Raw genomic sequence first — 12,803 nt, 5'->3', positions numbered from 1 at the left:
GATTGAATCCGAAGTTTTAAAGGTCTTCAGGGTCTTTATTCATTATTTTGGGCCATTCATCATCTGCCTTTTTAATATACCCATTAATGTCTTTAGACCAAATCTCCTGAATCTGATTATTAAGGTTTAGATAGAGAGTTCCATTCACGATTTTCCATGCCATCGGATCGCTAATTATCTTTTTCCCAACGGAAACCCCATAAGCACAATAACCGCCGTATGCTGGCAAATATTTTTTAGGATCGGCCTGAAATGCTTTTTTATTGGCATCAGTTGCAAAAATATAGCTGATCCCATCAAAAAAAACGGTATGATTACCATTTCCTCGAACAGGGCCACTTATTTGATGGTATGAAACCAAATCATAACCCTGAGCACCTACCAGGCTGTTAGCATAATCCGATGCAAATGTTGTACTGGTTAGATGAAACCAGACAATGAGAGATGTAACTACAAATTTAAAGTATTTCATCCTATCCGTCCTTATTCATAATGACATGCAACCCTGTATCAGTCTTTTTAAATCGTGTATCAGTATGTATTCATGAGCATCCATTTTATAATAGAAGCTAGTCGCACTTTATTCTATATTTTTTCTAAACTCTTAATCCCTTCATTGATTTAATTCAAAAAAATTTAAAAGGGTCATTTCAAAACATTATATAACCAAAGAAGCTGAACTTACCGTGTAATCTGGATAAAAAACCTCTAACTGTTGAATTAAATTATCTACTGTACCCAATGGAAACCAAATATCGGATTTCGGTTTAACACCCTCATGAAGTTTAAGTTCCTGCATCAAAATATCCAATTGATGTTGACTTACTTCCATGCCTTTATCTACAAATACAGCTTTGTTCTTTAAACGTTCCAATGCATCTCTAATTTTAGTCATAGAAAGCCAAATCTGAGGATCCATTTGATAGGTTTCATTACCTTCCAAAGTTTTGAGCAACGTTAATGCCATCTCATACTCATCAAACGTGACAGATAAATAATTTTTTTCTATTCGTTTCAGAATCACACCCAAAGCACGGGCAGTTTGAAAAGCCTCTGCCTCTCTGTTTATACTCAACTCTTCAAATCGATTTAAACAATTCATAGCATAAGACTGAATTATATTGAGCAAGGGGGTAATAAAAATACTCTTATCTGTTTTAATGTGCCTGACTTTCACTGCAGAATGCATCGTATTTGGCACAACAATCTTCTCCACTATCTCAATAGGTGTTTTATCTTGAGCATCAGAGGCTCCTTCACCATTTTTGTGATCATTCAATAAATCCAAGAGATTATTTAAATCGTAATGATATAAATTAACAAACGCGCAACACTCCATGTGCAAAAATATTCGTGAATCATAGGCAGTTAACTTAATCTTAAAATAAGAAGAAACAGGAAACTCAGCGGGATCTATCAAAGAATAAATACCGGGTATGTAACTCTTCAGCTGATTTGAGAGAGATTGATGATGAATGTCATGACGTACAGCAAAAAAAGCGGTTAACGAACCAGCAGCGGTTTGAATTAAGTTTGATTGAAAAAAATTATTAAAACAAAAACCATAGGCATTTTTAAGCGATATAGAATCTTTTGACAAAGAGACCGATGCGGGAGCGACCTCGTCCAGACAAGTTAAAGAATGGGTCAAAGAACCCATTAAGCGGTGATTATCCTCCGAGACAAGGCTCCTTTTATCTGTACCTCGAATGCTCTTTTCACCATAAATTTTATTGATAACCCTCATAGAAACATCCTTTTCATATTGAACAATCCCATACCCCCCCAACCAGCTCTTCTGTGGAGAAGCAATCGAAGGTACCGTAGTTTAAAAGATCAAGTCAAGTGCCAGAATTCACGGCAAATAGACACTCTCAAAACGGTTTACATCACCCCACTTAATCTGAGGAAGGTCTTTCCATAAGACTCCTGAACCGGTTAAAAACTATAATTTTAATAAAGAACCACATGAATCCCGTTGTCATTTATTAATGATAAAGGTAGACTTGCGAGTGTTAGTCCCGGTGGCGCAGCTGGATAGCGCGGCCCCCTCCTAAGGGGCAGGTCACAGGTTCGAATCCTGTTCGGGACGCCATATAAACATAGGCTTCGGCTCTTCCCAAAATCCAGGGGCACTAATCAAGAACACAAAACTTTAACCCTTAACCTATAATTTTTGGGCCTTTGCCAATTACGGAGCACTCAGATTTAACAGCACTGCACCCTAACACGAGTTCTGTAATTTTCAAAGTTACGAAACCCATAAGCCCTTCTTTGTATTAACTCCATCTTTCTATGAAACCCTGCTGTAATCCCATAAGACTTCCTAAAAAAAGCCTGTCATGCCCGCGCAGGCGGGCAACCATTTCGCATTCGACACTGAAGTAAGTTGAAATAGCTCGCTGACCTGCAATTTTGGTTACACAAGGAAGACTCGGCTGAAAGATTCACCCAAAGGTATTATGTTCATCATTTGGATTATTATGAAATTCACGTTGATGTTTATGAAGCTATAACCAGAGAAAACGTATCAAGAAGTGGAACCGTCAATGGAAAATTAATCTCACTAAGCAAAACAATCCTCACTGGCTTGACCATAGCATCGGTTTATTTTGATGGATGGTTGCCCGCCTGCGCGGGCATGACCGGTTTTTTTGTCATGTACAGAGATAAAAACAACATACAAGAAGCGAAGAGCCTTGGTATTGATGACAGAAGCTTAACTACAAATTTCAGTGGTATGGATACAAATCATATCGAATTGTATAATCCGAATCATTTAAACACCTTAAGGTGAAAAAGCCCATGATGACCAAAGCTGAAATCCAAGTCGAACTTAAACGTACCGGTTGGACTTTTATTGGTCAGGGAAGCTTCAGTCAGGTCTTTTGCTCTCAAAAAGAATTGACCATTAATGGACAAACTTGTCACTGGGTAATAAAAAAAGCCAGGGGATACTCCCCTCTTTCTGCACCTCAACGAATAGTAAAAAAATGGAACGATACCAATCCAGAGCACCCCGCCTTTGTATCAAAACATGGTTTGATTGCGCCTTATATGGGCAATGTCGAGGCTACAGATGAGCAAATAGCCGTTAAATTAATTGATATCTATAAGCGAACAGGCCATATTATCGCCGATGCCTGTTCTCATAAAAATTTTCTATATCATAACAGTACTGTTTATTGTGTTGATTTTGACAACGCATTCAATAGGCATTCAATAGAGTCCAGGAAAATTTCATTTTTTACAAATAATGATTTTAGGGACTATTTCCAAAACCTGGAGAGTCAGGGATATCCTGTATCCATCGCGGTTATTAAGGGTTTGGGCTACCTGGAAACGCTGGATTCATCGGAAAACATCATAGCAGAAATGATTGCAAAGGGTTTTTTAACCGTACGAATTCTCCAAATAATTGCCAACTATCACCTGTGTGAATCAACGTTGACGGAGCTAATCCAGCACCTCCCTGTTTTGGCTCGTATTGAACAGATTGATCCGGGAAATCGAATTCCAAACCGATTGATTGTTCCTTCTTTTATTACGAACATAGCTGACGGTATAACAGATGATACTACACTCGAGTTATTAGAAGAGTGGCTCATCACACACATGATTCTTGCTCCCCAATTAAAGAACCGGGCGAAATTACCTCCCGTACTTGATTTGTATGGGTGTCCCAACGAAGATCGCCCCTTGTGTCTTGTAAATAACGAGGATGTGTATGCCATCAGGCTTCTGTTCAAATATGAACGAAACGGCATTCATCAACGCTTCTGTGGCTTAACTTTGTTACACCACGCGGCATCATTGGGAAAATGCGCCAGTTTACGTGAATTAATTAATTCAGACGCTGATCTCTATGCCAGAACAGAGTTTCTTCATCTGCCAGAAGATGAGCAAGAGTCTGCCCTTGAATTTGCAATCAAGTCAGAGCACGGACAGGCTGTAAAAATGCTGATTGAGGCAGGATATCAATCTGAAGAACGTACAAACGAGCTGCTGGACATGAGTAAAAGAAATCCACTAAACGGATTCAAACTTTTTATCATGACGGCACAGGAAAATATACTTGAGTTGTTGGAACGCTTGCTTCAAGTAAACCCTGATTTCATTAATAAAACTGATGCGGCTGGCTGTACAGCTTTAATCCATGCCTCAATGAGAGGACATTTGAGTGTTGTACAATATTTGGTTGGACAAGGCGCTTGCACCAACACAAAGACCATGTTTTTGCCATTTGAAAAAGGGAGTCCCTTTCCGAACGAATTTACTTTAGCTGACTGGGCGCTTTATTATAGCCATCAACATGTCTTTGAGTTTTTCTCTTCCATGCGTTCGATCATCATCGAAAATGATTATATTAAACCAGAGAATTTGGATGATGCGTTTTTAAGAAGCGACCTGGCAAAAATCCAGTGGTTAATACCTCAAGGCTCTCCACTTTTGAAGCAAATAATTTATGCGGGGGGCACCGCCTTGCATTTGGCTATAATGCACAAACAGGATGTCATCGCTTGTTATCTGGTCCAAGCCGGTTCAGATCTTGCAATCAAATCGACCAAGGACACAACCCCACCACGTAAGAATGCCTGGTTGACTGCTTTGTACCATAACGCCACAAAGGTCATACGCTCTTGTCTGGAGCACGCTATTGATCAGTTGATAAGACTTGACCCTACTGAAGCAATTTGGCAAGCAGCAAGGCTTGGTTTGCTGGATTCCGTTAAAAGTCTTGTTGCCTTTGAACCCAGGCTGATTAACTGTACTGATCAGCATAACCGCACGCCGCTGTCCTTTGCAATTGTTAATGGACATATTGATGTTGTTCAATTTTTGATAGAAAGCGGAGCCCAAATGGATATTTGCCTTGATATTTCTGATGATGAATATATCCCCGAAACACCATTTAATAAATGTTCACCACTGGAATTAGCACAAAGATTAGGCAATCCCGAAATAATAGCGTTATTGGAGAGCGCACAAGCCCGATCCCGAAATACAAGAATTTACAGTACCTCATCCAGTCTTTTTTTTGCGGGTTCGTCGTTGGCATCCAGCTCAAAGGAATCAATTACCCGTGAGGCGTATGGCAAGCGTTGATGCCATACCCTGCATCATGATGCTTTCATGAAAACTCGCTATCCCGGGATTTTATTCCTACCAAGCTATTATATCGCCATTAAAACTGTGTAAAACATCCGCATAACTTTTAGATATATTTTTGTCAACTTGCTCCAACATACCTGAAACACTTGCTTGCACTTCAACCAAGCCATTAGGCCCACCCATATCAGTTTTAACCCACCCCGGGTGAATCAACATCACATGAACCCCTGTAGATTCAACATCAATAGCAAAGCTACGCATTGCACAATTTAAGGCCGCCTTACTCGAGCGATAAGCATAAGAACGACCTTGTTCATTATCAGAGATACTACCCATTCTTGAACTAAGGACTAATATATTTTTTTGTTCACTGCTCTGAATATTAGGTAACAAGGCATCACAAATTGTCACAACACTAATGCAATTGACATTAACTACATTAATGAAATTTTCACGTTTAACGTTTCCAACAGTTACTCCTTGTTCACCGCTAGTACCCGCATTATTGACAAGTAAATCAATTGGGCGATTATTAAGTGTCTTTACCATCGAAGTAATATCATTATCATTAGTTACATCTAACTTAATCACCTCATCGGCTATCTGCTTAAGAGTATCAGCCTGTTCGGGATGACGACAGCATCCAATAACATAATAACCTTTGGCTTTAAGTTGACGGCTAAATTCCAGGCCAATCCCTCTATTTGCACCAGTAATCAGCGCTGTTTTCATATTATTATCCTAAATTTAATGAAATATTAATTATAGACTACTTTGGTTTGTCAAATTTCAAGCGATGCCAAATGATTGATGTAGCAGCAAGTATTTTATGAAAAAATGAATCACGTTTTCTTGTAAGAGCATTAATAATCTTTGCGGTGACTGTTTATCGAGTCCGTTTAGTAGCTCATCTAATATGATAAAATCGGATTGACCTATTAAAGCGGTGCTTAATCTAATCATTCTCAATCTGGAATTATGTTCATTTATTCCTCGAGATAAACTCTATTTAAAATAGTCACATTTTCGTTGAATGCAGATCAGAAACCAATTGCACCTCAAAACTAAACTCGCGATAATAGATCATTAATACTCACTGATTGGCAACCGATGCTAAATATCCAGGAAAATATAGATTTAACTCCTTTAAATACATTGCACTTAAGTTCAACAGCATCTCACTATGTTGTCTTAAATAATATTGAACAACTGTCTGAAATTAGAGAACTTATTTCTAAAGTTCCAAAGTTCTTTGTCTTGGGAGGTGGGAGTAATTTAATTGTACCGGCTCGATATCAAGGTTTAGTTATTCATAATGAGTTGCGTGGGATTACTATTGCAGAGGATGGCCAAGAGCGAATTGTTACAGCTATGGCTGGTGAGAACTGGGATGAATTTGTAGCTTATTGTACCAATCATGGTGCGTTTGGATTAGAAAATTTAAGCTTAATCCCAGGCACAGTGGGCGCATCGCCGATTCAAAATATTGGCGCCTATGGAGCCGAAGTTAAAGATTTTATCAAAAATGTATTGGTATATGATCTTCACACCGCTCAATTGGTTTACCTTAGCAACAGTGAATGTCAATTTAGTTATCGGAACAGTATTTTAAAAAATAATTCACGCTTTATCGTTATTAGTGTCACGTTTACTTTATCAGCGGAAGCTCATATTAATGTGAATTACGGTGATGTTGCGCAAAAAATTTCATCTTTAACTCATCCAACACCCCATGATTTGCGTCATATCATTATAAACATTCGTCAAAGTAAATTACCGGACCCCAACGAGCTAGGTAATGCAGGTAGCTTTTTTCATAATCCCATTATATCAAAGAAAATGGCGCAAAATTTATCGAATCAACACCCAACTTTACCGATATACCCTACACCCGATCCCGAAAAACTTAAAGTATCAGCTGGATGGCTAATTGATAATTTGGGCCTGAAAGGATCCCAAAGAGGCAATGTTGGCATTTACAAGCAACATGCGTTGATTATGGTAAATTATGGTGGTGCTCATCAAGCTGAGTTATTGGAATTTGCTGATTGGATTCAAACACAAATTAAAGAACATTATGATATACAACTAAATATTGAACCAATTATTTTAGATTAAACACTTCAATATTTTTTATATTATGAGTAAAACTAACTCATATACCATAAGTTATTATGGTCTTCTCCAGTACTGAATATTTGGAGCTTCCTCGGGCGAGAACATGTGCGTTGAACCGAAATGAATAAAACGCAGCAAATTGGTCAACCTGGACAGGATTGGCTAATGTCCCATTACCAGTATGTTAGCGGCGAGCAGATGATTAATAAGCTCAGCAGAATCAGAAGTTCCATAAGCAGAGACAACATCAACACCACTTAACACTATTGTTTCTGGGGAAGCATTAAACTGTGCATTGCCAGTGAGATCGGTTTTAATTACAGTATCGGTTTGATTCGTTGACTCATTATGTACGGTGCTAATTTGCAACAAAGTATCCAAAGATTCGGAACTCAGAGTGCTATCCTTGAACAGATCGCTTAAGTCCAACGTACTTTTATCTCCGCCAGCATCCCCGTCTGTACCCAATTTAAAATCCGTTATAGTATCAATTACAGGTTTATCACCAATATCTGCTTTTTCAAAAACAAAAATATCGTTTCCACCACCTCCAGTCATGTGATCATTCCCCATACCTCCATAAATCACATCATTTCCTAAACCACCCAATATCGTATCGTCACCTTGTCCACCATAAAGATGGTCATCCCCTTCACCACCAAAAATCAAATCATTGCCTTCTGTACCATAAATTGACTCACTTCCAGAGCTGCCGTGCAGTTCAACGCCTCCCATTGATGGGGAGGGCGTAGACGTGTTTTCTTGAGTATTCGCATCATAAAAAAGTACGTAATCATCCACCAAACCTAAATCCGATAAAGTATAGATTTGATACTCTTGCGAAGAAGACACAGGAAGATCATGGGTAGTCATGAACGTATTGATTAGAGACTCAGCGTTATGGATAAAATCATAGCTGTAATAGTCCGCTGAACCATCTGTGGAAATTCCTGAAGAGGAATTTATCTCTTGATTAACCACAGTATTAAACTGGTTATTAAAGTCCTTCAACTCCTCATAAGTAATGCTTGAACTGCTAAATGCATTTATAATAACGCTGATGTCACTTAACAGATAAGCAGGCAGATAGCCGTTCATATAGTGTTCAAGAATCTGAGCGTAACTCCCTTGAGTCAAATATTGAACTTCACTAATTGCAGCAAGTGCACTCTCTCCTGGAGCTAATGCACCCATACTGACCTGTAATGCCTGTTGACTCGCAGCCATAAACTCAATAACCTCAGGGCTGGCTAAATCACCCAAATCAAGGTGCAAGGCAATATCCTGCAAAAAGGCTTTATCACTAAAATCAGCAATAGTCCTCTCAGGCAGCTCCAACAATGCCTTACTGATTGCGTCAAAAACAGAAAAGGAAACACGGCCTTCATCAGTTGAATAACGAATAGCAGCAAGTTCCGCAAATTGTACAGCAGCAGTCATCACTGAAGCATTTTGAGCTAAAATTTCATTTGCGCCTAGAATCGGGTTAAGATTGATCAACTCCGTACCTTCAGGTAAACCCAAACGAGCTACAATATTGGCATTCGCGGTTTGATAATCAAAACCTGATTCCAACTGAGCCTGCAGCAAACTGGTTAAGGGTGAAATAATCGCTGAGCCAACAGGACCAAACAGATTAATGTCATAACTCAACCCTGTATCTACGTCAAAGCCTCCAGTTTGCACGGCTCTAGCTTCACCCAAAACGTATTGACCATCACCATTTACGTCCAATTTGGCAAGATCCAACACCCACTCAACATGACCGTATTGATCCGTTATACCCAGACGCTCACCCTCATCTTCCTGATTATTTCCATTGATATCCAGATAGAGAATAGCCCCGACTATCGTTCCATCAATTGTTGCCGTTCCACCACTAATCACTACTCCAGTTAATTGATTATCTCCTGAATCATTCAACATAGCACCATTCGACAAGGTCACTTTGAAGTATTCAGTAGCCGCTCCGCCTGAATAGTTTACGGTAATTGTGTATGTGTAAGATGTTGGAATAGAAACCGATACTCCAATGATATTCGAACCTTTTATCACTATTGTATCGGTGTTGACTGTAAAATCAGTAATCGTATCAATTGGAGCAGCACCTGCCGTGGCACCGCCTTGGCCTTTCAAAAGAACAATCTGATCACTACCGCCTCCGGTGGTAATGGTATCATTTCCCAAACCGCCAATAATAACATCGGCTCCACCACGTGCATTAAGAACATCGTTACCAGCTTCACCGGTTATCCATTCACCAGAGGCACTTCCAGAAATCGTTTCTGCTGGAGAATTTCCGAGAACCTCAAAAAGAACTGGCGTAGTTTGAGTACTTGTACTGCCATTTGATGTTTCTGTAGCCGTTACAGCAGCAGTAATAGCGTTAATTTGAGCAGTAGTCAAAGCTGTTGTTGTCGTTAATCGAATGTCATTACCTGCGACAACAGTGGCGCTGCCACCGGTAACCGTAACTGCTGTATTTGTCACTGTATCAAATAGTGTTGCTCCGGCTGGAATAGAGGATAAAGTAATATTACTCAGCGTTTCACTACCGTCTGTGTCAGTAAGGTAAGCTTCTGTTTGCAAAATGTATTGAAAACTGACAGGCTGTTTTATAACAATGTTATCCCATTGCACCAAACTATCGTTATCGAAAGTATATAGGCCTATTGAATTTAATGCAGGTGCAGTTGATGTGCCGCCGCTGATGCTGCCATAAACATACTCAAGATTTGCCGTAGCGCTCGAATTATTAACATCCGCTGCTGAAACAGATATCCCATTTGGACTGACATTAATTGAGACGTTAAAGAAATCATCACCGTTAAAAGTAGTCCGAGCTAAATCTATAGCAGTTCCAGCAACAACCTGAACCAAACTTAATTCAAGGTACTGGCCAGGAGCAGATTCGAATGCTGCGCCTCCAGGGGCATAAACTGTATTTGGATTTTCCCATCTTAATAAAAAATAGTTAGACGAATCTTGATAACCAAATACAAAACCAACACCATTAGCTTGTGATGCACTGGCATCGGCGTACATACCCACAGTAATGAGATAACTTGTCAGCGCGCGCTCCTCAACGGTCATCTGATTACTGTTTAATAAAAGAATACCCTGGGCATCATCATTAACATTTCCATTGTTGTAGGTCATAAGACCGCCAGATTTAACCCATCTGCTATTAAAATTGCTTACTTCCGTTGCATCGGTTCCCGTCTGGCCTGCCCAGGCAGTACTATTGAATAAACTGGCTTCAGTCTGTAATTTACCGTTACCACCCTGTACCTCAGCAAAGGTATTGCTGAATAATGCAACGCTGCTCCAATTACTTAAGCTATTCTCATCAAGATCGTTGCTGAAATTTGCAGCAATAAATGATGTACCACCCGTTATTGTTGGCAGACCTATATGAGCATAAATAACAGGCGTATCGGCAACTACGGGTAGATTAAATGTAAAAGAATTTGGCGATTGATCCAGATTTACACCACCATTAGCAGTACCACCATCATCTCGAACCTGAAAAGTAAAACTGGTTGAACCACTAAAATTAGATACAGGTGTATACACCAATAGACCTGCGGCAATATCAACAGCACTAATGTTTTGCCCAGCAGTTACAGCAACACCATTTAAAGCAAGCGTTCCACTAGCCGGCAAAGTAGATATTCTTACGTTTAACAGAGCATTGGCAGGGCTATCATTCACATCGGTCATACTAAAATAGGAAGTAGTTAATACGACAGGATTAGTGTTATTTATAGTAAGTAGGTAATCCGCACCCTGAGGGGCATCATTTACAGAGTTAACTGTCAGGTTCACTGTCGCCGTTTCCGTTGCACCACCGGATGTAACTGTGTAAGTGAAGCTGGTATTGCCGTTATAATTTGCTACTGGCGTGAACGTTAGAGTACCATTAGCATTCAAAAGTACAGTTCCGTTAGATACGCTAACAGTACCACCGGAGACAATATCTAGACCGTTAATTGCAGTAATAGTTCGCCCAGGATTTTCAAAACTGTCATTAGCAAGAACGTTAATTACCACGGCAGTATCTTCGTTAGTAGAAGCTGTGTCATCCGTGATGTCAGCTATTGATGTGATATTAATAGTCATTAGATCCGTATCAGTTAATGTACCGTCTGTACTAGTCATGGTGAGCGTATCAGAGACATCATAGTCAGCTGTTGGCTTATACACTAATCCGTCTAAGACAAGAGTGATTTTATCAGGAGCACCTACTAAAGTAATACTACTGGTTCCATTATTAGTAAGAGTAACACCTTGTGCGGTCGCAGCAGAACTTGATGCCGTTAAGATACCGTGTAGTACAGAAAGAGTAGTGGTCACAGTTGAACTGTCAACGTCAGTGACGGAAAATGCGTTACTGTTTGTAACGTTAAATGCTCTAGACCCGTCCTCATTCATTGTTTGAGTGAGACGTAGACCATTAACCGGAGAGTCATTAACAGGCGTCACATTGATGCTTAAAGTGGATACGTCACTACTGCTACCATCTGTTAATGTATAAGTTGTTAGAGGAACCGCGCCATTATAGTTAGTTGCAGGAATAAAACTGAATGCGCCATTAGCATCAATGCGCAGAGTACCAATTCCAACAATAGTAGCCGTGTCTCCTGCGTTATAGGTTGCCGGATCGCCTGCCACGATAAATTGAGTGACACTTACTGGTCCATCCACACTACTGGTACCCGTTAATACAGAACCGTTTAAAATCGTGTCTTCGGCCGTACTCAGTACTTCATTCGCATCGCTAAAGGCATCATCGACTGGGGTGACACTTATGCTCAAGGTCGAGGTATCGCTACTGCTGCCATCGCTCAAAGTATACGTAGCAACTGGAACTGCACCGTTATAATTTGCTAAAGGGATAAAACTAAAGTCGCCATTGGCATCAATGCGCAAAGTACCTACTCCGGCTATGGTAGCCGTGTTCCCTGCATTATAAACCGTCACATCCCCGGCCACACTAAACTGGGTGACACTCACTGGACCGTCTACACTGCTGGTACCAGTAAGTACAGAACCATTTAAAGTCGTGTCTTCGGCGGTACTCACTACTTCATTCGCATCGCTAAACGCATCATCGACTGGAGTCACGTCGATACTCAAGGTTGAAGTATCAGTACTGCTGCCATCACTCATGGTGTAGGTCACCACAGGAACCGCCCCGTTGTAATTCGCTGCCGGGATAAAACTAAAGTCGCCATTAGCATCAATACGCAAAGTGCCTATTCCGGTGATGGTAGCGGTATCTCCAGCGTTGTAAACCGTCAAATCGCCTGTCACGCTAAACTGGGTCACCCTAACCGGTCCATCCACACTGCTGGTACCCGTCAGCACGTTGCCATTTAAAGTGGTGTCTTCAGCGGTACTCAGTACTTCATTCGCATCGCTAAAGGCATCATCAACAGGCGTAACCTCGATACTCAAGGTTGAAGTATCGCTGCTGCTGCCATCACTCATGGTGTAGGTCACCACAGGAACCGTGCCATTGTAATTCGCTACCGGGATAAAACTAAAAGCACCATTGGCATCAATGCGCA

Annotated in this window: 7 protein-coding genes, 1 tRNA gene and 1 pseudogene; 4 read left to right on the top strand and 5 right to left on the bottom strand. The window is 40.4% G+C overall.

Going from position 1 to position 12,803, the window contains the following annotated elements; translation table 11 throughout:
• Positions 1-16 precede the first annotated feature (16 nt).
• Both G543_RS0110175 and G543_RS0110170 read right to left on the bottom strand, forming a co-directional pair.
• Entirely contained in the window at positions 17-472 is a 456-nt protein-coding gene (locus G543_RS0110175) for a YHS domain-containing (seleno)protein (RefSeq protein ID WP_028384404.1), read from the bottom strand.
• A gap of 186 nt (positions 473-658) precedes the next feature.
• The gene (locus G543_RS0110170; protein ID WP_028384403.1) at positions 659-1,747 is read right to left on the bottom strand and encodes a hypothetical protein; all 1,089 of its coding nucleotides are present in this window, start codon (positions 1,745-1,747) and stop codon (positions 659-661) included.
• A gap of 271 nt (positions 1,748-2,018) precedes the next feature.
• Here G543_RS0110170 and G543_RS0110165 point away from each other — a divergent pair.
• Positions 2,019-2,095, top strand: a tRNA-Arg gene (locus tag G543_RS0110165).
• 113 nt (positions 2,096-2,208) lie between these two features.
• Here G543_RS0110165 and G543_RS18750 read toward each other — a convergent pair.
• Positions 2,209-2,331, bottom strand: a pseudogene (locus G543_RS18750) (transposase); the annotation flags it as partial.
• 142 nt (positions 2,332-2,473) lie between these two features.
• Between G543_RS18750 and G543_RS19350 the strand changes: the two are divergent.
• Entirely contained in the window at positions 2,474-2,797 is a 324-nt protein-coding gene (locus G543_RS19350; protein ID WP_028384402.1) for a hypothetical protein, read from the top strand.
• A gap of 8 nt (positions 2,798-2,805) precedes the next feature.
• Positions 2,806-5,106 (top strand): ankyrin repeat domain-containing protein, encoded by a 2,301-nt coding sequence (locus tag G543_RS0110155; RefSeq protein WP_028384401.1) that lies wholly within the window; start codon positions 2,806-2,808, stop codon positions 5,104-5,106.
• A 57-nt stretch (positions 5,107-5,163) separates the two neighbouring features.
• Here G543_RS0110155 and G543_RS0110150 read toward each other — a convergent pair whose 3' ends face one another.
• Entirely contained in the window at positions 5,164-5,844 is a 681-nt protein-coding gene (locus tag G543_RS0110150) for an SDR family oxidoreductase (protein WP_028384400.1), read from the bottom strand.
• 378 nt (positions 5,845-6,222) lie between these two features.
• Here G543_RS0110150 and murB point away from each other — a divergent pair, with 378 nt between their 5' ends.
• Positions 6,223-7,230, top strand: coding sequence for a UDP-N-acetylmuramate dehydrogenase (murB, locus tag G543_RS0110145; RefSeq protein ID WP_028384399.1), 1,008 nt, complete (start codon positions 6,223-6,225; stop codon positions 7,228-7,230).
• Between the two features lie 162 nt (positions 7,231-7,392).
• On the opposite strand, the gene G543_RS0110140 is transcribed toward murB, so the two are convergent.
• Positions 7,393-12,803: tandem-95 repeat protein (locus tag G543_RS0110140; protein ID WP_028384398.1), on the bottom strand; the 5,411-nt coding region annotated here is incomplete at its 5' end.

This window comes from Legionella moravica DSM 19234, from assembly GCF_000423305.1.
GTDB classification, from domain to species: Bacteria; Pseudomonadota; Gammaproteobacteria; order Legionellales; family Legionellaceae; genus Legionella; species Legionella moravica.
This window is presented reverse-complemented; position numbering and strand designations above follow the sequence as displayed.

What these genes read in the sequence shown, in the direction of transcription:
- G543_RS0110175 (WP_028384404.1), bottom strand. Translation starts at nt 472, where the DNA reads ATGAAATACTTTAAATTTGTAGTTACATCTCTCATTGTCTGGTTTCAT.
- G543_RS0110170 (WP_028384403.1), bottom strand. Translation starts at nt 1,747, where the DNA reads ATGAGGGTTATCAATAAAATTTATGGTGAAAAGAGCATTCGAGGTACA.
- G543_RS0110155 (WP_028384401.1), top strand. Translation starts at nt 2,806, where the DNA reads ATGATGACCAAAGCTGAAATCCAAGTCGAACTTAAACGTACCGGTTGG.
- G543_RS0110150 (WP_028384400.1), bottom strand. Translation starts at nt 5,844, where the DNA reads ATGAAAACAGCGCTGATTACTGGTGCAAATAGAGGGATTGGCCTGGAA.
- murB (WP_028384399.1), top strand. Translation starts at nt 6,223, where the DNA reads ATGCTAAATATCCAGGAAAATATAGATTTAACTCCTTTAAATACATTG.